Origin of the sequence: Niallia laureatilytica, from assembly GCF_046613985.1 — a bacterium.
GTDB lineage: Bacteria > Bacillota > Bacilli > Bacillales > Cytobacillaceae > Niallia.
In genome coordinates, this window is the sequence record NZ_JBKKHP010000003.1 from 148,193 (window position 1) to 170,831 (window position 22,639).

Consider the following 22,639-nt stretch of genomic DNA (forward strand, 5'->3'; position numbering starts at 1 on the left):
CTGCGGACAGGCTTTTTTATTGGAGAAAATTAAAACAAGGGAGTAGAGAGAGATGAATAAAAAAACTTTTATGGATGGTTTATATAAAGCATCAGCAGGAATGTCAAATGCCGTGTTGGTTACATTAGGACTTGGCTTGCTGCTTGAATCAATCGGAAAAGCGCTAGGGTGGGATACTCTTACCCACATCGGCTCTGTAGCTAAAGTGCTATTGGCACCTGCCTTCGGGGCGGGAATTGCCTATCAGCTTGGCGGTAATACATTAGTGATTTTTAGCGCGATGGTCTGCAGTACAATTGGAGGGAATGCACTGCATGCCACAGAGTCAGGCATGGTCCTTGTTACAGGGCAGCCAATCAGTGCCGTTCTTGCTGCAGTAGTGGCAACAATTGTTGGTAAAAAAATTGTCGGCAAAACTATTTTGGATATGATTGCTATTCCAGCAGGTGCTATTCTAGTTGGTGGATTTGCGGGTGTTGGCTTGGCTTATGTTACAACACCGCTATTAGAGTGGATCAGTGCTGAAATTACTTCTTCTGTGCAAGGTTCACCATTAGTTGCATCAATGGTTATTTCATTAGTTTGGAGTATTTTGTTAATGACACCGGCTTCGTCGGCAGCCCTGGCAATTGCCTTGCAGATGGATCCAGTTTCAAGTGCTGCTGCACTTATTGGCTGTACCGTTCAATTTGTTGGATTTACGGCAATGTCTCTACGTCAAAACGATATGGGTGGCTTCTTGGCACAGTCGATCATCACACCAAAGGTGCAGTTCCCGAACATTGTGAAAAATCCGTTGCTGATCATTCCGCCATTTGTAGCAGCCGTTATTTGTGCACCAATCGCTACATTAGGCTTTGGCTTTACAGCAACTTATGAATTAGCAGGACTTGGCTTGAATTCTTTAATTGCTCCAATCAGCATTTTGGCAACACAAGGTGCGAGCGGATTCTTAACATATATGGCATTAGGAGTTGTTCTTCCAATAGCCATTACACTGCCTTTATACTATGTTGTTTTAAGAGTCGGCTGGGCAAAAACAGGCGACTTAGCAATGAAGGTACAATAATAAATTAAAAAAAGGGCTTTCGGATGAAACGAAGGCCCTTTTTTTCATAGGGGTGAAGCAACGCATGAATCCATCTGGCATTACATTAGAAGAGTTGTTAATGCTTCCAGTTTTAAGGGAAGCAAGTGTAATAAGTGGAAAGGAGGGGCTCTGCCGTGTTGTTCAATTTATCGATATTATGGAAGTGCCTGATATTGACGGTTGGTTAAGGGAAGGAGAACTGCTGTTGACCACAGCTTATTCTTTAAGAGATGATCTCTCAAAGCTGCCAAAGGTTGTCGAAATGCTTGCAAAGGCAAATGCTGCTGCACTTGCTATAAAGCCAGAAAGATATTTACATGAAATGCCGCAGGAAATGATTGATTTAAGCAATCAGCATCAGCTGCCCATCATTCAGCTTCCGCCAGGAATTCCCTATATTGATATTACTAATGCTGTCATGGAACAGATTCTGAACAAGCAGGCTTCATTGCTCAGAAGATCGGAGGAAATTTATAAAAAGCTGACAACATTAGTTTTAGAAAACAGCGGAATCCAAGTGGTTGCCGATAATGTCTCGCAAATGCTGAATGCGCCAATCTCTCTGCTCGACAAGCATGGCAATATGATTGTTTCTTCCAACTCTATTACAAGCGAAACATCTGCAAATATGAGCTACTGGGATATTACAGTAGATAAGGAGCATGTGGGAACATTTATACTTCAAAAAGAATCCCTTGATGAAATGGAAATGGTATGTGTAGAGCAGGCCAGACTTGTGTTCTCATTAGAACTGATGAGAAGAAAAACAGCCGTTGATACTGAAAATAGACTAAGAGGAAGCTTTATGGAGGAGCTTATAGCAGGAATTTACTTACCGCAGGATGAGGTAGTCACAAAAAGCAGACAGTTTGGGCTAAATCCAGATGCTATGTGGCAGGTGGTTGTCTTTGAACTGCAAGGGCTGTTAGAGGAAGATGCAGGCATGCTAGTTCAGCTGCAGACTTCTTTAAAAGAGCTGGAAGGGTTACAAGGTATTAAAATATACAGTCTCTTCCAAGGAAATAGGCTTGTAATAATCCAGTCGAGCAGTTCAAATTCACTTTGGAGGCCTGAGCACTGGTCTAAGCAGCTAGAGCCGTTTACAAAGAGATATAAAGGACTTCAAGTAGGAATAGGTGGCTATTCCTTGCTATGGGATATTCATTTGAGCTACCAAGAGGCAAGAAACGCAGTCAAGATAGGGAGAAGCTTAAATAACGATCAGCAGCTTCATAACTTTGATGATGTGGAGCTATTTAAATTGCTGTTAGACAGCACAGAATATATTAATTTTGATGCTGTCATCGAAAGAAAGATTGGCAAACTATTATCATATGACAGAGAGACGGGCAGTGAGCTTGTGAAGACATTATTTTATTACTTATCAACAAATGGCAGTTTGTTAGAAACAGGTGAACAATTATTTATCCACCGAAACTCTGTCAAATACCGAATAGATAAGGTAAAGGAAATGTCTGGATTAAAACTAGAATCTTTCTATGAAAAGTTTTCATGCTATCTTTGTATATATTTCCATTTATTTCGAATTTCTAGGTGAAATTCCTGCTCATTGTGCTCAGAGCACAATGGGCTTTTTTATTTTTTGTATTTTCGGGACATTGTTTGCAATTTATATAATCGGTAAGATAGACACATTAATAAATTTCAGAAAATTAAATCAATAGGAGGAAATTATGATTGGAGTTATCCGGGTTTTCACCGCAAAGGATCCTGAAGTAGTTAACAGCCATGGAAATAAAATCAATTCTTTATATGGAATTCCTGTCATAAACAGATGTATTCCAGATCAGCCACAAGGTATTCATGATGCTGCCACAGAATTAGCAGCGGTGCCGAAGATAGTGGCATTAGGAATCGAAATGGAGGAAGAAGGCGCAGAGCTGATTGTAATAAGCTGTGCAGCAGATCCAGGTATAAAGGAGCTGCGTGAGGCTGTTTCGATTCCTGTCATCGGTGCAGGCAGTGCGGCTGCTTTGACTGCACTGGCAATAGGAAAGCCTGTAGGAATCATCGGTATAACAGAGAAGCCTCCGATTGTGATGGAAGAAATCCTCGGTGAAAAGCTAGTAGCCTACTTGGTGCCGGAGGGTGTTGCGAATACAACGGATCTAATGAAACCAGAGGGGAAGGAGAAGGGGAGACAAGCAGTCCTAACCCTGCTGGAGCAGGGAGCAGAAACAATCGTCTTTGCTTGTACTGGCTTCACAACCATTGGTCTTGCAGATATGTTGCGGAAGGATATGAATATTCCGATTATCGATGCAGTAGAGGCGGAGGGCTTAATTTCCGCATATATAGTGAACTCCTCCTTTAATAGAAGTGGTCAAGGTGGATTAGGCGTCCTTCTCTAGATAATATAGTAAAAATCAACTTACAACTTTGTAATGGAGGGCCATTAAATGAAACAATTCAAAGAAGAAAAAAAGCATCCACGGCTGTTTGAGCCATTTTCGTTAATTTTAACAACTATCACAGCAGTATTCGGAGCCATTATTGGGATGCAGATTATCGTCTCACTTGGAGTAACGCCTAATACATCGATTATCGGTGCTCTTGTCGCTATGCTGATAGCTAGAATACCAGTAACAATCCTGTCGAGATACAAGTCAGTGCATCGGCAAAACCTTATTCAAACATCTATCTCCTCCGCAACCTTTGGGGCAGCCAACAGTTTGTTGATTCCAATCGGTATACCTTTTTTAATAGGTGCTCCTGATCTTATTATACCGATGTTAATAGGCGCAGCGCTGGCAATGTTTGTAGATGCTGCGATTCTGTATAAACTGTTTGATTCAAAGCTTTTCCCAGCATCAGGAACTTGGGCGCCGGGTGTTGCCACAGCACAAGCAATTGTTGCAGGTGATAAAGGGGGGAAACGGGCTGGTCTGCTTGGAGTCGGCGCCGTAATTGGCATAGTCGGCTCCATACTGCATATTCCAATGTCCGCTTTTGGTGTAGCGTTTATCGGAAATATTTGGGCGCTGTCCGTATTTGGGATTGGCTTGCTGTTCCGCCAATATTCTATCCCAGTGTTTGGCGTCGATGTGAATGCATTATATATTCCCCATGGCATTATGATTGGCGCCGGTATTGTAGCGCTTGTGCAAGTTTCTATATTGATTTTCAGAAAAGAAGGCAAGGAAAGCAGAAATGGAAGAAAAGAGATTGCTGCCGCAGTAGACAAGCCAGAGGCCGAGACTTTTACTACTCCTATTAAAACAGCTCAGAAAACGTTAGGTTTTGGCTTTCTTGCCTACCTCGTCATTGCATTAATTCTGGCCCTTGTTGGAGGTCTCATGACACAGATGTCATTAGGCATGCTCCTTGCTTTTCTCTTGTTTGCTGCCTTTGCTGCATTCGTACATGAGCTTATTGTCGGGATTGCCGCCATGCATTCTGGCTGGTTCCCAGCATTTGCTGTAGCCTTCATTACCCTATTGTTAGGGATGATGATCGGTTTTCCACCGCTTGCCTTAGCTCTTCTTGCCGGGTTTAGTGCAGCCACAGGTCCAGCATTCGCCGACCTTGGCTATGACTTCAAAACAGGCTATATCCTGCGTGGAAAAGGAGAGAATCCTGAGTATGAGGTGGACGGAAGAAAGCAGCAATATATGACGTCACTTCTGGCTTTTGGGATTGCTTTATTGACTGTTTTGTTCACATATAAAGGCTACTTTGCTAACAATCTTGTACCGCCAATCGATGCTGTTTATGTTTCTACCATTCAAGCAGGCACATCGACAGACGTTGCAAAACAGCTCTTAATATGGGCAATACCAGGAGCATTGCTCCAATTAATTGGCGGACCGACCCGCCAAATCGGCATCATGTTTGCAACAGGATTGCTTATATTGACACCTTATGCCGGTATCGCTGTTCTTGCAGGTATTATTATTCGACTGCTGTGGGTCAAGAAAAAAGGAAAAGAAGCAGAAACACCAATGAGCATATTGGCAGCCGGATTTATAGCTGGTGATGCCTTGTACAGCTTCTTTAATTCCGTATTCAAATTAGGGAAGTGAGGAATATAAATTGGCTATTAAATTAGATGAGTATACAGTAGAGCATGCCGTTTATGGAGGAGCAGTCCTTGGCGGAGGTGGAGGGGGCAAAATTGCAGACGGACTTCAAATCGGCCGGCTTGCCCTTGAAATCGGTCATCCGATTTTAAAGACAGCAGAGGAAATGGAAGATGAGGACCTGCTTGTGACTGTTTCCCTTGTCGGGGCACCTGCAGCAAAGGAACAATATGTGAAACCGATGCATTATATCAAGGCTATTGATTTACTTTCACAAGCAATGAACGAGCCAATTCGCGGAATTATCACAAATGAAAATGGCGCGAGCACAACTGTTAATGGCTGGTTTCAATCAGCCGTAACTGGTTTGCCTGTTGTGGACATTCCTTGTAACGGAAGAGCTCACCCGACAGGAATAATGGGATCTCTTAATTTATCTGAACAAGCCGGATTTATTTCTCATCAGGCTGCTGTCGGCGGAAGAGGCGAGCGCTTCCTGGAACTCTCCATCTCAAGCTCTTTAGATATAGCAGCTAGTACTGTGCGGCAACTGTCAGTGGAAGCAGGCGGTTTAGTGGCTGTAGCCCGCAATCCAGTTCCAGTTGCTTATGCAAAGAAACATGGAGCAAGCGGTGCGATTCAGCAGGCAATCCAAGTGGGAGAAGCGCTTTGCTCTCACAAAGGAGAAGCCGCTATTGACAGCGTAGTCGCTTTGCTTGGCGGAAAGGTCATCGCCGAAGGGACAGTTACTGATTTTGTGCTGGAAACAACAGGCGGCTTTGATGTTGGCACGGTGACGATAAATAAGGATTGGAGCATGAGCTTTTGGAATGAATATATGACGATTGAAAAGGATGGAATCCGCTACGGAACATTTCCAGATTTAATTATGACACTTGATGCTAAAACTGGCCGGCCGGTTGTTACGGCAGAGGTGGAAAAAGGGCAGAACTTAGCTGTGATTATTGTTCCAAAGGAAAAACTGATTTTAAGCAGCACAATGAGAAATCATTCATTAATGTGTCCAATCGAAAAAATAATCGGCAAGCAAATTATTAATTATCTATAAAAATTACTGGAGGGATTACAATGGCGCTTAAACAAACACTGAAGGCAATTGATTTACTGGATAATGCTTATGTAACGGGAGAGACAGCTGCTGAGCTATTTAAGGAGTATCCTAACATAGAGGTAAAAGTTGAAACTGTCAAAGGCGAAAAAGGCAGCACGGATTTTATTAAGGTGACAATACCAGGTTCTGACGGCAAACTTGCGGGAGGAAGTGCTCCGACTGTTGGTATCATTGGAAGATTAGGGGGAATAGGAGCACGGCCAAGCAGAATTGGCCTTGTATCAGATGCTGATGGTGCTGTCGCTGCGATTGCTGCTGCACTTAAATTAGCTGAGATGCAGGCAAAGGGCGACACCCTTGTAGGAGACGTTATTATCACAACACATATTTGTCCAAATGCGCCGACAAGACCTCATGAGCCAGTGGACTTCATGGATTCACCAGTCGATATCTTGACGATGAACAAACATGAAGTTGTTCCTGAAATGGATTGTATTCTGTCTATTGATACAACTAAAGGAAATCGCGTGATTAATCATAAAGGCATCGCCATTTCACCAACAGTTAAAGAGGGCTACATACTGCGGGTTAGTGAGGACTTGCTGCGGATAAAAGAAATGACCACTGGGAAATTTCCTGTTACATTTCCAGTAACCTCGCAAGATATAACTCCTTATGGGAACGATCTGTATCATATAAACTCGATTCTTCAGCCTGCTGTTGCAACAAGTGCCCCTGTTGTAGGCTTGGCAATCACCGCTCAATCCATTGTCCCAGGGTGCGGTACAGGCGCAAGCCATGAAACAGATATAGCAGATGCTGTCCGCTTTGCAATTGAAGTGGCAATAGAGACAACGAACGGAACTTGTGAATTCTACAGCGCGTCTGAATTCAGCCGTATCACAGAATTGTATGGTTCAATGCAGATTTTACAGACGATGGGCAAAACAGCTGCTGTTTAAATACTAACTTAAAGAGGAAGTTTGCTTCCTCTCATTTTATTAGAGGGGAGACTAATCATGAAAAAACTAGGTATGATCACAATTGGTCAGGCGCCAAGAATGGATGTTGCTCCTATTATCCAAAAGCATATTAAGGAAACAGCCGAATTAGTCCAGGTGGGAGTATTGGATGGTCTTACTAAAGAGCAAATAGAAGCTGATTTTTATCCAGAAAAAGGGGAATATGTGCTGACATCAAGGCTTACAAACGGCGAATCTGTCATCATGTCAAGAGAGAAGATAAAGCCGATTTTACAGGATAAAATTAATTACTTAGAAAGAATAGGAATAACGCAAATTTTGCTTTTATGTACAGGTGTCTTTCCTGGATTAACGACGAAAAAAGCCTATCTAATTGAACCAGATCATATCATTCCGCCTACAATACATGGACTGACAGGGAAACGCAAGCTTGGTGTGATTGTTCCTCTTGAGCAGCAAAAGGAAACTTCCTTTCCTAAGTATTCACCGTTTGGAATGAACCCAGTGTTTCAAGTGGCAACTCCTTATGAAAATGACCTAACTGAATTCCACAAAGCAGCTGCAATGCTGAAGGAAGAAGCAGATCTTATTTTACTTGACTGCATGGGCTACACAGAAAATTTAAGACGAGAAGCAGAAAAGATTACCGGCAAGCCTGTCATACTGTCTAATGCATTGATCGCCAAGCTTGTTTCCGAAATGATATAAGGAAAGAGGGAGGAAAATGAAAGAGAAAATTATCGAAGTTAGTAAAGGACTGCTCGTTAATTGTTTGGATTTGAAAGAGCAGGATTCATTTCTTGTTATAGCTGATGATGAGAAGAAGGAGATAGGAGAATGCTTGTATCTTGCAGGTAAAGAGCTTGGCGCAGAAGCGATGCTGATGATAATGGGAGAAAGAAATCATTCTGGTGAAGAGCCGCCTTTAGCTGTAGCAGCAGCAATGCTACAGGCAGATGCAGTCATATGTGCTACAAAGCATTCCTTAACACATACACAAGCAAGAAAAGCTGCTGCAGCAGCGGGATCAAGAATTGCTACAATGCCTGGCATAACAGAGGACATGTTTTTGGAAGGTGCCATTGCTGCAGACTATAGCAAAATTAAGACAATAACAGAAAAAATAACAAAATTACTGACAGACAAAAGCACTGTGACAATAGTCAAGGCTGGCTGCTCCTTAACTTTTGATATAAAAGGAAGAAGTGGAATACCGAGCACAGGAATGTATGTGAATAAAGGAGAATCAGGCAATTTGCCTTCAGGTGAAGCTTATATTGCACCTGTTGAAGGATCAGCACATGGTAAAATCACAGTAGACGGCTCTATTGCAGGTATTGGTCTTCTGACATCACCAATTATTCTCACTATTCACGAGGGAAGGCTCGTGGAAGCAGAGGGAGATCAGGGACAAGAGCTGCTGGAAATGCTGGGGACCGGCGAGGGAAGATTGCTCGGTGAATTTGGCATTGGCACAAACGAGAAAGCAAGAGTTACTGGTGTCGTGTTAGAAGATGAAAAAGTTTATGGCACTATACATATAGCCTTTGGCAGCAATATGACATTCGGAGGAACTGTCTTTGCAGGAGTACATATAGATTGTGTTGTCATGCAGCCGCAGGTATTTTTGGATGATCTTTTGTTAATGGAAAATGGAGAATTACTAGCTGAATAATGATATAGACATAAAGCTTGGGAAAAGCACTGCATGTTCCCAAGCTTTTTTGGCAAAAATAACACGTGAAATAATTATTTGTGAAATTAATCACAAAACCCTTGCATGCGAAAAAAATGTATGTATAATAAAGGTATGAACAAATTGTGAATGACATCACATAATTTGTGATTTTTTTCACTAATAATGTGAAATAGTTCACAACTTTTACAAAAAATTCTCTTACAAAGGAGCTTCAAAATTATGAAAGTTATTGTAATTGGATGTACACACGCTGGTACAGCGGCAGTTAAAACGTTAGCTAATGTAAATAAAAATATAGATATTACTGTTTATGAAAAAAATAATAACGTATCATTTTTATCTTGTGGAATCGCCTTATATGTCGGCGGTGTTGCGAAGGACGCAAATCAATTATTCTATTCTTCTCCAGAGGAGCTTAAAGCATTAGGTGCTAATATGCATATGGAGCATGAAGTGCTGGAGATTAATACAGATAATAAAACAGTACTTGTGAAGGACTTGAACAGTGGCGAAACTCGCACAGATTCTTATGATAAATTAGTAATGACAACAGGTTCTTGGCCAATTATTCCACCTATTGAAGGTATTAAACTTGGAAATATTCTTTTGTCTAAAAACTTCAACCAAGCAAATGAAATTATTGCAAAAACAAAAGATGTTAACCATGTTACTGTAATCGGCGCCGGCTATATCGGAGTAGAGCTTGTAGAAGCTTTTGAACAAAACGGCAAAAAGGTAACGCTTATTGATAGTGAAGACCGTATCCTGAATAAATATTTGGATAAAGAGTTTACAGATATTATCGAAGCCGAGCTTCAAGGAAAAGATATTGAGCTTGCATTGCAGCAAACTGTTACTAAATTTGAAGGAAATGAAGCAGGAAATGTAACAAAGGTCATCACAACAAAAGGAGAATATGAAACAGATCTCGTTATTCTGTGCGTAGGCTTCAGACCGAATACAGGCTTGCTGAAAGATAAGGTTGACCTTCTGCCAAATGGCGCAATTAAAATTAATGAGTATATGCAAACAAGCAATCCTGACATCTATGCTGCAGGCGACAGCTGTGCGGTAAATTACAACCCAACAGGTGATAAAGTGTATATCCCGCTAGCAACAAACGCTGTGCGCATGGGAACATTAGCAGGTTATAATATCGCCGGGCAAAAAGTGAAATATTTAGGAACACAAGGAACTTCTGGCTTGCATCTGTTCGGATTGAGCATGGCATCAACAGGTCTTACAGAGCTGACAGCAACAGCAAATAAAATTCCTTATGAGGAAGTAACGGTTATTGAAAATGACCGTCCAGAATTCATGCCGACATTTGAACAAGTACGTTTGAAAGTTCTTTACCATCAAGAGACTAGAGAAATTATCGGCGCACAAATTATCTCTAAAGCAGATATGACACAAATGATGAATACTTTATCTGTCTGCATCCAAACAAAAATGACAATAGATGAATTAGCATTTGTTGACTTCTTCTTCCAGCCGCATTTCAACAAGCCTTGGAATACATTGAACCAGGCAGGCTTGGCAGCAGTTGCAAAACAAGCTGAGAATAGTGTGCCGGCACATGTATAAATAAATGCAGGAAAGCTTAGGTATCCCCTAAGCTTTTTTTGTGTTTTATGAGAAAATAAAAATAAAAAGCGCAGGTGACCTAAATGATTGATTATATAAACACAACTACAGAGGAAATTGCCAGACAGCTGTTAGGTAAGCTGCTCGTTCACCAAACACCAGATGGTATTTATTCAGGCTATATAGTGGAAACGGAAGCTTATATTGGAGTTGAAGATATGGCATGTCATACTTATGACGGCAAGCGGACTCAAAAAGTTGAATCGATGTATCAAACAGGTGGGACAATCTATATTTATACGATGCATACACATGCCATGCTCAATATCGTCACAAAGGAAGAAGGAGACCCGCAGGCAGTCCTTATTCGTGCGTTGGAGCCTGCAGATGGAATGGCGAGAATGGAAAATAACAGAAAGGTTACTGGAGTTTCCATAAGCAACGGACCTGGAAAACTGACGAAGGCAATGGAAATTACTAAGGAGCTAAATGGAAAGATGCTTAATGAATCTGCTCTTTCGATTGATGCTCGCCTCGGAAAGACGCCGGCTAGCATTGCAGTATCAGCAAGGGTTGGCATCCCGAATAAAGGAGTATGGACGTCTAAACCATTGCGGTTTTATGTAAAAGGGCATCCTTATGTGTCAGGTATGAGAAAAAAGGATTATCAAGAATTAGTTGATTGCTGGCTTTAAAATGGGAGGGCTGCTTGCACATAAAATACAAAAGGAAATCAGATAGCGCTTTCACAACAGTCCTTCTTCGGCTATGATGTTATTAAGGAAACATATAGCTGATAAATAATTGGAAATGCAGTTGATGAAGGGGTGTAATTTGAAATGCTTTCATTACGTCAACAGAAACTGTTGCATTTATTGATGCAGGCAGAAGAGGCACTAACGGGTGCGGAGCTTGCTTCAGCATTGCAGGTCACATCACGGACGATAAGAAGTGATGTGAAGATACTTACAGATAAGCTGCAGGCAAATGGTGCGTATATTGCTTTAAAAAGAGGAAAAGGCTATGAGCTCATCATTGATGATTATAAATATTTCCGGTCTTTTTTGCAGCGTGCCGTTGCAGGAAATGAGGATGATACAATCCCGGCAGATCCGTCAGAAAGAATGGAATATATGCTGAGACGCCTGCTTCTTTCAGAGGATTACATTAAGATTGAACATTTTGTAAAAGAGCTGTATATAAGTGAAACGTCTATTAAAAACGGGCTGAAGGAAGTAAAAAAAATTCTTCGCCGTTTCAATTTGGACTTGGAAAAACGTCCGAATTACGGGCTGAAAATAGTCGGATCCGAAGCGAAAATGCGCATATGCATGGCAGAGTTTGTTTTCCATTCAGATCATCAACCATATCAAGTTTTGCCAGCACATGAACTTGAAAAGATAGAGGAGATTCTGCTCAAGCATACGAAAGAAGCTTCGATTTTACTTTCCGATATCGGGAAATCTAATTTAATCACACATATTGCTATCGCCTGCAAACGAATACTCGATGATAATTATGTTTCTATGCCCGAAAAGGAATTGGAAGCTATCATGGCGGAAAAGGAATATAGTGTTGCCAAGTTGATTGTGAAGGATCTGCAGACATCATTAGGTACAGCATTTCCAGAGGCTGAAGTTGCTTATATAGCTGTTCATTTATTAGGAACGAAGATTATTTCTTATCAGCCAGCAGCAGAGATTAATATATTGGACATGATTGAAAAGGATATACTAGAACTTTCCAAAAAACTGCTTAACGAGGCAGAACAGGTTATGCAGCTAGGAATATCCACCGATGAAGAATTGATATACGGGCTGTGTCTTCATTTAAAGCCGGCTATTAACCGCTATAAATTTGGCCTTAGCATCCGCAATCCGATGTTGAAGGAAATCATCAAAAACTATCCAGTTGCCTTTGATGCAGCCATTTCCATGGCAGAGAAGCTTAAGCAGGAAACTGGCATGGAGATAAATCAGGATGAGATTGGCTATATCGCCTTGCATATAGGAGCTGCGATGGAACGGAAAAAAGCAAAGGGGAAGGCGAAGCGCTGCCTGATTGTTTGTGCTACTGGGGTTGCAAGCGCCCAGCTTTTATACCATAAGCTGCAGGCTACCTTTGGCAGCAAGCTGCAAATAGTTGGAACAGCTAATGTTTTCGACATGCATAAGTATGATCTAGGGTCCCTTGATTTTATTATCAGCACCATCCCAATTCAGAAGAGATTAACCGTTCCTATTATTGATGTAAATACTATTTTAAGAGATGAAGATATTGCCAGATTGGAAAACTTAGTAATTGAGAATATCGGCAGTGTCTTGAAATATATAAGACCAGAGCTTACCTTTTTTCAGCAAGATTTAAAATCAAAGGAGGAAGTGCTTCGCTTTCTTTGTACGAATATGGAAAGACTGGAGGATATCCCTGATAACTTTCAGGAACTGGTAGAGGAACGGGAACAAATAGCTCCAACAGGATTTGGAACAATGGTTGCCATTCCCCATCCAATCAGACCTGTCACTAAAAAGACAATTTGGGCTGTGTGTACATTAAAAAGGCCAGTGCAGTGGGGCGACAGCCGTGTTCAGTTCATTTGCTTGCTGAGCGTCCAAAAAGAGTATAAAAAGGATTTACAGAAGATGTACCAGCTTTTAGTGAAAATATCAGGAAATGCAGCTCTCGTAGAAAGGCTTGTAAAGGTTAGTTCTTATGAAGAGTTTGTGAGTATCCTGCTTTCGGTGGAGGAATAAACGGTTATGAAAAAGGACAGCGTTATGCTGTTCTTTTTTGTTATACAATCTTGAGGCACTCTTTTCCTCGTAAAGTTGGAAAAAGAATGCATGTAAATGAAAGCGCTTTTTATATAAACTGATAAACAAGAGCACAAGAAGCATTTCACTCTATAAAATTATTGATGTAATTCCATTTTTTTATAAAAGAAACGGAGGTTTTAAGATGAGCTTTAAAGATAAGGCGGCAGATGTATTAGGCAATGTCGCCTACAAAATCACCAATCAGAAATATATTATGGCAATCAAAAAAGCATTTGTTACGTTAATGCCAGTCATTATCACAGGAGCTTTTGCTGTGCTTGTAGCAAATATGATTCTCGGAACAGAAAGCGGCTTGGCGCATTTTGAAATGTTTGCCTTCCTCGCAGACTATAAGCCGATTATGACAGCCATTCAATATGCTACGCTTAACTTCCTGACAATCGGAGCTGTCTTTTTAATTGGGATTGAGCTGGGACGGATAAATGGTCATAAATCACTGTTTCCAGGGATTCTCGCTCTTATGTCTTATATTTCAGTTGTGCCGACAACGATAGAACTGCTTGTAAATGAACAAAACCAGCTAGTCACAGATGTATTGGCAAGGCAATTCTCCGATCCGAAAAGCTTATTCTTAGGAATGATTATTGCTATTGTTTCTGTTGAGATCTACAGCAAGCTTGCGAATGTAGAGAAATTGAAAATCAAGATGCCAGACAGTGTACCTTACAATGTAGCCACCTCTTTTTCAGCATTGATTCCATCGATCTTGACGGTGACAATTGTCGCAACATTCGGATTCATCTTCTATAAAGTAACTGGCATATATTTATATGAAGCCATCTACAATGTTGTACAGAGACCGCTTGAAAGTGTTATGCAGGGCTTACCGGGAATTTTGATTCTTATGTTTGTCGCGCAGTTCTTCTGGGTGATTGGAATTCATGGTAACCAAATGATTAAGCCGATTCGGGAGCCGCTCTTGCTTGCGTCCATAACAGTCAATATGACTGCCTTCCAAGAAGGAAAGGAAATTCCAAATATTATTACAATGCCATTCTGGGATGTATATATGAGCATTGGTGGTTCAGGAGTAACAATTGGTCTCTTAATAGCAATCTTTATTGTTTCAAAAAGAGAAGAAATGCGAAGTATTGCTAAATTGTCTTTCGGTCCAGGGATTTTTAATATTAACGAACCTGTTATCTTCGGACTTCCGGTCATGCTCAATCCAATTATGGCGATTCCATTCGTTATCACACCATTAGTAACAGGAACAATCGGGTATATCGCAACTGCAACAGGCTTTGCAGGAAAAGCAGTCGTTATGGTTCCTTGGACGACACCGCCGATTATTAATGCTTGGCTGTCTACTGCCGGCAGTATGGGAGCAGTCATCACACAGCTGATATGTATTGCTGCTTCTATATTCATCTACCTGCCGTTCGTCTTAATGGCTAATAAAGTGTCCCAGCAAACTGGAGAAGAAAGTGATGATACAAGGAAGGTGATTTAAAGATGAAGATGTCTTTCAGATGGTATGGAAAACAAGACTCTATTCCCCTTGAATATATTAAGCAAATCCCTAACATGAATGGGATAGTCAGCGCTGTTTATGATGTTCCTCCAGGTGAAGCTTGGCCGGAGGAAAGCATTCAGGAGCTCTATAGAGAGATAAGCGCAGCAGGACTAGATTTCAAGGTAGTGGAAAGCGTGCCTGTTCATGAAGATATTAAATTAGGTCTTCTAAACAGAGATACGTATATTGATAATTATATCCTCACAATGGAGAGGTTGGCAAAAATTGGTATTAAAGTGATCTGTTATAACTTTATGCCTGTCTTCGACTGGACGAGAACACAGCTTGATAAGGAGCTGGAGGATGGGTCTACTGCATTAGTTTATTATCAAGAACAGCTAAAGAGGATGGATCCTGTGCACAACGATCTGTCCCTCCCAGGCTGGGATACTTCTTATACGAGAGAAGAACTGCAAGAGTTAATCAGGCAATATCAGGAGTTGGGAGAAGAAGGCTTGTGGAATAATCTGGAGTACTTTTTAGCTAGAGTGATTCCGGCAGCAGAGAAGCACGGAATCAAGATGGCCATCCATCCAGATGATCCGCCGTGGAGTATATTTGGACTGCCCCGCATTATTACAAATGAACATAATCTTGATCGCTTTTTAAACTTATATGAAAGTGAAGCAAATGGAATCACTTTATGCTCAGGCTCGTTAGGTTGTACAAAAGATAATGACATCGTTAAGCTGGCAGCAAAATATACGCAGCTTAACCGAGTTCCTTTTGTTCATTTGCGCAATATTAAGATACTCGCAAACGGTGATTTTGAGGAATCAGCACATTTCTCAACATGCGGAAGTCTCGATATGGCTGCTATTATGAAGGCGCTCCATGACAATGGCTTTACAGGTTATGTAAGACCTGATCACGGCCGGATGATTTGGGGGGAAACCGGAAAACCTGGCTACGGACTTTATGACAGGGCTTTAGGAAGTATGTATCTTTCAGGCATATGGGAAACGCTTGAAAAATCGGGAGGTAAATAATGTCGGATAAATTAATGGTGAAAATACCTGATGATTTTATCATCGGTGCTGCAGCATCTGCCTGGCAGACAGAGGGCTGGTCAGGAAAAAAGGAATCTCAAGACTCGTATTTAGATCTTTGGTACAAAAATAACAAGAACGTCTGGCATAACGGGTACGGACCAGGAGTAGCAACTGATTTTTATAACAGATACAAGGAAGACATCGGGATAATGGCAGAAATCGGGCTAACCCATTATCGCACCTCCATTAATTGGTCCCGCTTCTTACTAGATTATGAGGAAGCAATAGTGGATGAAGAGTATGCAGCCTATATCGATAAGGTGATTGATGAGCTCTTAGAAAAACAAGTGGAGCCGATGATATGCTTGGAGCATTATGAAGTGCCTGCCTACTTGTTTGAGAAATATGGAGGCTGGGACTCCATGCATGTGGTCGAGCTTTTTGTAAAGTATGCTGATAAAGTGCTGGACCGTTATGGACATAAGGTGAAGCACTGGTTCACCTTCAATGAGCCGATTGTTGTTCAGACAAGGGTTTACTTAGATGCCATTCGTTATCCTTTTGAGCAGAATACAAAAAAATGGATGCAGTGGAACTTTCATAAGGCTTTGGCAACAGCTAAAGTAGTGGAGCTTTTTAAACAGAAAGGGCTCAAGGAAAAGACTGGAGCGAAGATGGGGGTTATTTTAAACCCAGAAGTGACATATGCGCGCTCATCTGCTCCACATGACCAAGAAGCAGCTAACATCTATGATTTGTTCTTTAACCGAATATTTTTGGACCCTTCCATTAAAGGCGAATATCCGCAAGAGCTTTTTGACTTGATGGCCAGACATAGCATCGCCTTTGAGTATACACAGGCAGACTTAGAAACTATCAAGCAGAACACAGTTGATTATGTAGGCATTAATTTGTATTACCCTCATCGTGTTAAGGCAAGAACGACAGCTTGGAATGAAAGCACGCCATTTCATCCTTCTTATTATTATGAGATGTTTGATATGCCTGGCAAGAAGATGAATCCTTTCCGCGGTTGGGAGATCTATCCGAAAATTATGTACGATATGGCTATGAGGATGAAAGAGGAGTATGGCAACATAGAATGGTTTATCGCTGAAAATGGCATGGGTGTTGAGCAGGAGTGGCGCTATAAGAATGACGAAGGCAGTATTCAAGACGACTACAGAATTGAATTTATTGCCGAGCATATGAAATGGCTGTTGAAGGCGGTGGCCGAAGGCTCTAATTGCAAAGGGTATATGCTTTGGGCGTTTACTGATAATGTTTCACCGATGAATGCCTTCAAAAACCGCTATGGATTAGTAGAAATTAATCTGGATGATAACAGGAACAGACAGATGAAAAAGTCTGCTAGATGGTATCAATCCATTATAGCCAATCGGACTTTAGAAGCCGCAGATGATGATTTGGTGAAATAAAATAGAAGGGCAGGAATTTAATATGAAGAAAATTATCTTAGCATGTGCAGCAGGCATGTCCACTTCCATTGTTGTCTCTAAAATGAAAGCAGCAATTCAAGCAAGAGGAGAGGACATCGATGTTTATGCCATACCAGAGGGAGCTATTGAGGATGAATTAGCCACTTCAAGTGAGGGGATTATTGCTATTCTCCTTGGACCACAAGTACGCTTTATGAAACAGGCGGCAGTCAATACTGCCAAGCCGTATGGAATACCAGTTGATGTTATTGATGTCAGACTGTATGGAACAGCAGACGGGGAAAAGATTCTCGATCATGCATTGCAATTAAACCAAAAATAAAGCTGTCGGAGGGAAAAAATGAAGTTACTAGAGGAAATGCAGGCGGCGGCTTTTCAAATTATAACGTATTCAGGTGAGGCACGGAGCAGCTATGTGGAGGCAATCCGCACTGCGAGGGAGGGGAAAATAGACGAAGCGAAAGAGATTATTAAGGCAGGGGAACGCTCCTACAACAAGATACATAAAGTTCACGCCTCCTTTGTTCAAAGAGAAGCAAGTGGGGAGGAGCTGCCTTTTTCGTTAATCTTGATGCATGCGGAGGATCAAATGCTGACAACAGAAACCTTGAAGATTATGGCCTGTGAAATGGTGGAAATGTGTGCTGTTTTTTTGAAAGACAGCAGGCAAAATACGTGACCTAACAAAAAACACGAGATATGCTCGTGTTTTTTTGTTAGGAGATTTTCTTGCCAGCAACTTTTATCAATGAAGGCTTCTGATAAACCGTTCGAATCGCTTGGCCATAAGTGGCAGCGAGTATTTGCTGGAAAAGCATGCCGATGACAACAGGCACAGCTGTTTGGGGCGGGAAAAAGCTGACCGCAATAACAGCACCAGCGCTGATGTTCCTCATTCCTCCTGTATAAATCATCGCAATCGTCTCATCCTTATGACGCTTTGTGAGAACACCAAGCATCCATGAAAAAAAGTATCCAGATAACGCCACAAAAAACATCGTTAGAGCAATGTAGATGAATTTCATGTCAATATTGCGGAGATAAGGAGCAACAACGGAGCTGTTTATTGCTACAACAGCTGCCAAACCAAGCTTTGAAAAAGGAGCAAGTGTCTTATTCCAAGTTAACGCCTTTTCCTTGGAATAAAACTGGTTAACAGCCATCCCTGCGATGGATGGAAGTACAATCATTCCAAGAAGTCCCCTCATCATGCCCCAAATATCTAACTGAACCGATTCTCCGACAAAAATGCTCATGCTCAATGGCACTAAGAATGGAGACAGCAAGGTGTCTGCCAAAATAATTGCCAACGTGAGGGGGACATTTCCTTTATAGATGGAAACCCATATAACGCTCGTAATACCTGTTGGAATTACTGTGGCAAGTATAAGGCCGGTAATGGTGTACGGGTCATTATGAAAGAATAGGTGACCAATTGCAAACGCCCAAATGGGGGTGATAATATGCAGGGCGCCCAATGTCAGTAATAAGGATAATGGATGAGTGACAGTATGCTTCATTGATTTAAAGTTGGAGTTAAGGCTCCCTGTGAATGTCATGGCAGCAAAAATCCATGGAACGAGAAAGGATAAATGATGCAAAAAAGAGGCTAAAAGCACCCCTATTACCACACTAACTGGTGTAAGCAAAGGCATCCATTTACTAAGAAAAGCATTCATGCTTTGAAGCATATAACAGGACTCCAATCAAAGTTAATATATAAGTAGCATTAAGCGCGTCTTTCAATTTCATCTGATTCAAGTATATGCACACCGCTTTTGTTTTCTGCAGCAAGCTTGCTCATTGCAGCTGCAACAGTTTGCGCTTTAATGCCCCGATACTTCCTCAAACGGCCAACGAACATAAAGTGCAGAGGCGGCAGCAAGTAAGAGCTCAGCTTTTCTCCAAGACGAAACTCACCTCTTGCACCAAGGAGAAGGGAAGGTCTTACAATTGTCAGAGATGGAAAACCGATTTCTTGAAGATGCTCTTCGAATTCTCCCTTGAGTCTGCTATAGAATATTTTAGAGCTTGAATCAGCTCCAATTGCACTGATTGCAAGCAGCTGTTTTGCTCCCATCCCAAATGCGAGCTTAGCAATTTCCACAGGATATTCCAAATCAATTTTTGTCATTTCTGCCTGGCTACCTGCCTTTTTTATTGTTGTTCCTATACAGCAAAAAACATCATCAACTGCAAACTCTTGTTTGTATGCGGACAGCTTGCTGAAATCTGCGACTACTTCCTTTATTAAAGGATGATCAAAGCTTTTCCTTCTTGTCAGTACGGTTATTGTGCTGTACTTGTTCTCTCTTGCAAGCAGCTGTACAAGCTCCCTTCCGACAAGCCCTGTTGCGCCGATCACTAAAGCATTTTTTTCCATTTCGACGTTCCTCTCTAATAAATATTTACATATAGTATAGCAAATAAATGCAGTCAGCTTGTTGTCAGTCTTGTGATAAATAAAATGCCCATTGATTTTTGCGCACATAATGATATCGCCTAGAATAATTATACATTAAGGCCAGGAGTTGGATGAAAAGTGTTTTAAGACAGGAGGTTTAAAAGTGTATAAGTTAGAGGTTAAAAACAGCAGCAAGATTTTCAGGAAGGACAGTAAAGACTTCTATGCTTTAAAAGATGCAAGCTTGCAAGTTCCAGAAGGAAGATTTGTCAGCATCATAGGTCCAAGCGGCTGTGGAAAATCAACTCTATTTAATATCATTGCTGGGTTAATCAAACCTTCCACAGGGGAGGTGCTGCTTGACGGTAAAGATATTGTCGGCAAGAACGGCTATGTAGGCTATATGCTGCAGAAGGATTTGCTGCTGCCTTGGAGGTCGATCATGCATAATGTCATTTTAGGATTGGAGATAAAAGGTGTTTCTAAAAAAGAAGCAATCAGCCAGGCGGCTCCCCTATTAGAAAAGTACGGATTAGGCGGTTTCGAAAATCACTTTCCCGATGAACTCTCCGGGGGAATGAGGCAAAGAGCAGCTTTGCTCAGGACACTGCTGTATGACCAGGACATCATTTTATTAGATGAACCGTTTGGTGCTCTTGATGCGCAAACAAGACTATTAATGCAGGAATGGCTTTTGCAAATATGGACGGATTTTAAAAAGACCATTCTTTTCATTACACATGACATTGATGAAGCGATTTTCCTGTCTGATGATATTTATATCATGTCTTCTAGGCCAGGAACAATTAAGGAGAAGGTCACTGTCCCTCTAGCAAGACCGAGAAGTGCCCAAACCTTATTAAGCACTGAATTTATTGATTTAAAAGAGCATGTACTGCAAACGCTGAAAACAGAAAAATAAAGGAAAGGAGGAGTCTTCGTTGGCGCAGCAGAATCAAAATCCCCTTCCGTATATAGAAGATGAAGAGAAAGCAGCAAAAAGAAGATCACGCATTACCTTATACGGACAATGGGCTTTAGGAGTTTTACTGATTGTGTTTTGGGAACTGTTTGCTAGATGGCAGATTATTGACTCTTATTATTGGAGCAGTCCGTCAACTATATGGAGTACGGCATATACAGCATTTACAGAAGGAACATTGCTCGATGATTTAATTTATACAAGCGGATCGACTGTACTCGGCTTTATTCTTGGAACCTTTATTGGTGCACTGCTTGGTTTATCCTTTTGGTGGTCCTACTATTACTCGCGCATTTCAGAGCCATATTTAATTGCATTTAACGCGGTTCCAAAGCTTGCTCTTGCACCAGTGCTAGTTATTCTCTTTGGGATTGGCTTCAGCTCTAAAGTGGTGCTTGCCTTCATGATGACGGTTATCGTCACAGCACTAGCTGCATACAGCGGTGTGAAAGCAGTTGATAAGGATTTAGAGAAGCTCATGTATTCGCTTGGCGCAAAGCGCTGGCACGTATTCACAAAGGTTGTTATTCCAACAAGCATGCCATGGATTGTGAGCTCATTAAAAATAAATATTGCCCTTGCCTTGGCAGGAACAATTGTCGGAGAATTTATCAGCTCCAGACAAGGAATTGGCAGAATGATTCTTTATGCAGGACAAATTATGAATATCAATCTCGTCTGGGTAGGAGTTGTTGTCTTGTCCTTACTGTCGATTCTAATGTATTTCGCGACGGTCTGGGTGGAGAAAATACTGTTAAAGGGCAGGAATGCTCCGTAATAATTGGAGCCAGGAGGTAAGATTCATGAATATAGACAATGCTGCCTCCCATATATTTTACCGATGACCATCCTTTATTAGAACAATTATCAGCAACTTTAATAAGATGTGTTTTCCCGGGAGATGGCTAATCGCAACTTAGAAAAAAGGGGGATTTATGGTGCGGAAAGGCAAACTGCTGCTGATTGCTTTATTAGGCCTTATGATGCTGCTTGCAGGCTGTGCTTCAAAAGATTCTGGTGGCGGGACAGAGGAAGGCTTGAAGAAGATTGTCATAGCCGAACCTGTTCATTTAATTGGTTATCTGCCTCTTTATTTAGCCATACAGGAGGGGTATTTTGAGGAAGAGGGACTGGAAGTGGAAGTCATTACTGCTACAGGAGGAGCCCACGTCACATCCCTTGTGAGTGGAGATGCTTGGGGCAATATTGCCGGACCTGATTCAAACCAAATGGCGAATCCAGGCAGCTCTGATCCGATTCAAGGAGTCGTGAATGTCGTCAATCGAGCTAATGTGTATTTAATGGGCAGCTCTGATGAACCAATAGACAGTACAAATGAAGCGGAACTGGCAAGTTATTTGGAAGGAAAAACAATTGCCGCCGGCCGGTATGGCGGCAGCCCAAATCTTTTGACAAGATGGCTGCTGCTCGAGCTTGGTTTAGACCCGGATAAAGATGTGAAGCTTGAGGAGCCTGCTGATGCAAGCGCAGTTGTCTCCCTTGTTGAATCTGGGCAGGCCGATATTGCCAATGGCGGAGAACCGCAAATAACAGAAGGCATTAATAAAGGAGTCTGGAATGAACCGTTCTATAGCTTTCCTAGTTTAGGAGACTATCCTTATTCTGTAATCAGTGTCAAAAAATCAACGATTGAGAATGAGCCGGAAGTGGTCGAAAGCTTTGTCAAAGCAATGCTTAAAGGACTGAAGACGGTTGATGAAGACCATGATTTGGCTATGGAAGCTTTGAAAAAAGAATTTCCGACTACGTCTGACGAAAGCTTAAAGGCTTCTCTTGACCGGGCCTATGCAGATCAGCTATGGAGCAAGGATGGCTTCATTTCTGAAGAAGCATTGGCAAAGCCGATGGATGTTGTGGAGAAAACCGGTGTATATAAAGAAGGCTATAAATACGAAGAGCTAATTGATATGCAATTTGTGGAGAAGTTGTCAAAGTAGTATTAATAAGCAAAGCCAG

General features: G+C 41.6%; 21 protein-coding genes. 19 read left to right on the forward strand and 2 right to left on the reverse strand.

Going from position 1 to position 22,639, the window contains the following annotated elements; translation table 11 throughout:
* Positions 1-52 precede the first annotated feature (52 nt).
* The 16 genes from ACLIJJ_RS10425 to ACLIJJ_RS10500 all read left to right on the forward strand — a co-directional run bounded on the left by ACLIJJ_RS10425 (position 53) and on the right by ACLIJJ_RS10500 (position 17,955).
* Entirely contained in the window at positions 53-1,069 is a 1,017-nt protein-coding gene (locus ACLIJJ_RS10425) for a PTS sugar transporter subunit IIC (RefSeq protein ID WP_233316030.1), read from the forward strand.
* A gap of 52 nt (positions 1,070-1,121) precedes the next feature.
* Positions 1,122-2,648 carry a PucR family transcriptional regulator gene (locus ACLIJJ_RS10430; RefSeq protein ID WP_237942106.1) on the forward strand — a complete coding sequence of 509 codons (1,527 nt, stop codon included), beginning with the start codon at positions 1,122-1,124 and terminating at the stop codon, positions 2,646-2,648.
* A gap of 136 nt (positions 2,649-2,784) precedes the next feature.
* Complete coding sequence (locus tag ACLIJJ_RS10435; protein ID WP_237942105.1) at positions 2,785-3,462, forward strand: aspartate/glutamate racemase family protein; 678 nt, start codon at positions 2,785-2,787, stop codon at positions 3,460-3,462.
* A gap of 48 nt (positions 3,463-3,510) precedes the next feature.
* On the forward strand, positions 3,511-5,133 hold the full coding sequence (locus ACLIJJ_RS10440) for an OPT/YSL family transporter (RefSeq protein WP_411410854.1): 1,623 nt from the start codon (positions 3,511-3,513) through the stop codon (positions 5,131-5,133).
* A 10-nt stretch (positions 5,134-5,143) separates the two neighbouring features.
* Positions 5,144-6,199, forward strand: a complete 1,056-nt coding sequence (locus ACLIJJ_RS10445) for an S-methyl thiohydantoin desulfurase family protein (protein ID WP_233316026.1) — start codon at positions 5,144-5,146, stop codon at positions 6,197-6,199.
* 20 nt (positions 6,200-6,219) lie between these two features.
* The gene (locus ACLIJJ_RS10450) at positions 6,220-7,164 is read left to right on the forward strand and encodes a DUF1177 domain-containing protein (RefSeq protein WP_233316025.1); all 945 of its coding nucleotides are present in this window, start codon (positions 6,220-6,222) and stop codon (positions 7,162-7,164) included.
* Between the two features lie 57 nt (positions 7,165-7,221).
* Positions 7,222-7,893, forward strand: a complete 672-nt coding sequence (locus ACLIJJ_RS10455; protein WP_251646873.1) for an AroM family protein — start codon at positions 7,222-7,224, stop codon at positions 7,891-7,893.
* A gap of 16 nt (positions 7,894-7,909) precedes the next feature.
* Positions 7,910-8,860 (forward strand): aminopeptidase, encoded by a 951-nt coding sequence (locus ACLIJJ_RS10460; protein WP_411410855.1) that lies wholly within the window; start codon positions 7,910-7,912, stop codon positions 8,858-8,860.
* Positions 8,861-9,103: 243 nt separating this feature from the next.
* Positions 9,104-10,471, forward strand: coding sequence for an FAD-dependent oxidoreductase (locus tag ACLIJJ_RS10465; protein WP_251646874.1), 1,368 nt, complete (start codon positions 9,104-9,106; stop codon positions 10,469-10,471).
* An 86-nt stretch (positions 10,472-10,557) separates the two neighbouring features.
* On the forward strand, positions 10,558-11,166 hold the full coding sequence (locus tag ACLIJJ_RS10470; RefSeq protein WP_411410912.1) for a DNA-3-methyladenine glycosylase: 609 nt from the start codon (positions 10,558-10,560) through the stop codon (positions 11,164-11,166).
* A 144-nt stretch (positions 11,167-11,310) separates the two neighbouring features.
* A complete protein-coding gene (locus ACLIJJ_RS10475) occupies positions 11,311-13,224 on the forward strand; it encodes a BglG family transcription antiterminator (protein WP_233316021.1) in 1,914 nt (637 codons plus the stop codon).
* A gap of 205 nt (positions 13,225-13,429) precedes the next feature.
* Positions 13,430-14,761: a PTS sugar transporter subunit IIC gene (locus ACLIJJ_RS10480; RefSeq protein WP_233316020.1), complete on the forward strand. Its 1,332-nt coding sequence runs from the start codon at positions 13,430-13,432 to the stop codon at positions 14,759-14,761.
* 2 nt (positions 14,762-14,763) lie between these two features.
* Positions 14,764-15,813 carry a mannonate dehydratase gene (gene uxuA / locus ACLIJJ_RS10485; protein ID WP_411410856.1) on the forward strand — a complete coding sequence of 350 codons (1,050 nt, stop codon included), beginning with the start codon at positions 14,764-14,766 and terminating at the stop codon, positions 15,811-15,813.
* A complete protein-coding gene (locus tag ACLIJJ_RS10490) occupies positions 15,813-17,255 on the forward strand; it encodes a glycoside hydrolase family 1 protein (RefSeq protein WP_411410857.1) in 1,443 nt (480 codons plus the stop codon). The genes uxuA and ACLIJJ_RS10490 overlap by 1 nt, the downstream gene beginning before the upstream one ends.
* Positions 17,256-17,277: 22 nt before the next feature.
* The gene (locus ACLIJJ_RS10495; RefSeq protein WP_237942099.1) at positions 17,278-17,598 is read left to right on the forward strand and encodes a PTS sugar transporter subunit IIB; all 321 of its coding nucleotides are present in this window, start codon (positions 17,278-17,280) and stop codon (positions 17,596-17,598) included.
* Between the two features lie 18 nt (positions 17,599-17,616).
* Entirely contained in the window at positions 17,617-17,955 is a 339-nt protein-coding gene (locus ACLIJJ_RS10500) for a PTS sugar transporter subunit IIA (RefSeq protein WP_233316016.1), read from the forward strand.
* A gap of 37 nt (positions 17,956-17,992) precedes the next feature.
* Here the strand turns inward: ACLIJJ_RS10500 and ACLIJJ_RS10505 are convergent, their stop codons facing one another.
* Entirely contained in the window at positions 17,993-18,967 is a 975-nt protein-coding gene (locus ACLIJJ_RS10505) for a bile acid:sodium symporter family protein (RefSeq protein ID WP_233316015.1), read from the reverse strand.
* A 38-nt stretch (positions 18,968-19,005) separates the two neighbouring features.
* On the reverse strand, positions 19,006-19,659 hold the full coding sequence (locus ACLIJJ_RS10510; RefSeq protein WP_237942098.1) for an oxidoreductase: 654 nt from the start codon (positions 19,657-19,659) through the stop codon (positions 19,006-19,008).
* A 184-nt stretch (positions 19,660-19,843) separates the two neighbouring features.
* On the opposite strand from ACLIJJ_RS10510, the gene ACLIJJ_RS10515 reads away from it, so the two are divergent.
* From ACLIJJ_RS10515 to ACLIJJ_RS10525, 3 genes are all read left to right on the forward strand, one after another.
* Positions 19,844-20,602 carry an ABC transporter ATP-binding protein gene (locus ACLIJJ_RS10515; protein ID WP_233316012.1) on the forward strand — a complete coding sequence of 253 codons (759 nt, stop codon included), beginning with the start codon at positions 19,844-19,846 and terminating at the stop codon, positions 20,600-20,602.
* 19 nt (positions 20,603-20,621) lie between these two features.
* Positions 20,622-21,440 (forward strand): ABC transporter permease, encoded by an 819-nt coding sequence (locus tag ACLIJJ_RS10520; protein WP_233316011.1) that lies wholly within the window; start codon positions 20,622-20,624, stop codon positions 21,438-21,440.
* A gap of 157 nt (positions 21,441-21,597) precedes the next feature.
* On the forward strand, positions 21,598-22,620 hold the full coding sequence (locus tag ACLIJJ_RS10525; RefSeq protein WP_233316010.1) for an ABC transporter substrate-binding protein: 1,023 nt from the start codon (positions 21,598-21,600) through the stop codon (positions 22,618-22,620).
* Positions 22,621-22,639 lie beyond the last annotated feature (19 nt).

Bases quoted from the DNA above. Each gene is read 5' to 3' on its own strand.
- ACLIJJ_RS10440 (WP_411410854.1), top strand. From the start codon at position 3,511: ATGAAACAATTCAAAGAAGAAAAAAAGCATCCACGGCTGTTTGAGCCA.
- ACLIJJ_RS10460 (WP_411410855.1), top strand. From the start codon at position 7,910: ATGAAAGAGAAAATTATCGAAGTTAGTAAAGGACTGCTCGTTAATTGT.
- ACLIJJ_RS10475 (WP_233316021.1), top strand. From the start codon at position 11,311: ATGCTTTCATTACGTCAACAGAAACTGTTGCATTTATTGATGCAGGCA.
- ACLIJJ_RS10525 (WP_233316010.1), top strand. From the start codon at position 21,598: ATGGTGCGGAAAGGCAAACTGCTGCTGATTGCTTTATTAGGCCTTATG.
- uxuA (WP_411410856.1), top strand. From the start codon at position 14,764: ATGAAGATGTCTTTCAGATGGTATGGAAAACAAGACTCTATTCCCCTT.
- ACLIJJ_RS10510 (WP_237942098.1), bottom strand. From the start codon at position 19,659: ATGGAAAAAAATGCTTTAGTGATCGGCGCAACAGGGCTTGTCGGAAGG.
- ACLIJJ_RS10505 (WP_233316015.1), bottom strand. From the start codon at position 18,967: ATGCTTCAAAGCATGAATGCTTTTCTTAGTAAATGGATGCCTTTGCTT.
- ACLIJJ_RS10455 (WP_251646873.1), top strand. From the start codon at position 7,222: ATGAAAAAACTAGGTATGATCACAATTGGTCAGGCGCCAAGAATGGAT.
- ACLIJJ_RS10495 (WP_237942099.1), top strand. From the start codon at position 17,278: ATGAAGAAAATTATCTTAGCATGTGCAGCAGGCATGTCCACTTCCATT.
- ACLIJJ_RS10500 (WP_233316016.1), top strand. From the start codon at position 17,617: ATGAAGTTACTAGAGGAAATGCAGGCGGCGGCTTTTCAAATTATAACG.
- ACLIJJ_RS10450 (WP_233316025.1), top strand. From the start codon at position 6,220: ATGGCGCTTAAACAAACACTGAAGGCAATTGATTTACTGGATAATGCT.
- ACLIJJ_RS10465 (WP_251646874.1), top strand. From the start codon at position 9,104: ATGAAAGTTATTGTAATTGGATGTACACACGCTGGTACAGCGGCAGTT.
- ACLIJJ_RS10490 (WP_411410857.1), top strand. From the start codon at position 15,813: ATGTCGGATAAATTAATGGTGAAAATACCTGATGATTTTATCATCGGT.
- ACLIJJ_RS10480 (WP_233316020.1), top strand. From the start codon at position 13,430: ATGAGCTTTAAAGATAAGGCGGCAGATGTATTAGGCAATGTCGCCTAC.
- ACLIJJ_RS10425 (WP_233316030.1), top strand. From the start codon at position 53: ATGAATAAAAAAACTTTTATGGATGGTTTATATAAAGCATCAGCAGGA.
- ACLIJJ_RS10435 (WP_237942105.1), top strand. From the start codon at position 2,785: ATGATTGGAGTTATCCGGGTTTTCACCGCAAAGGATCCTGAAGTAGTT.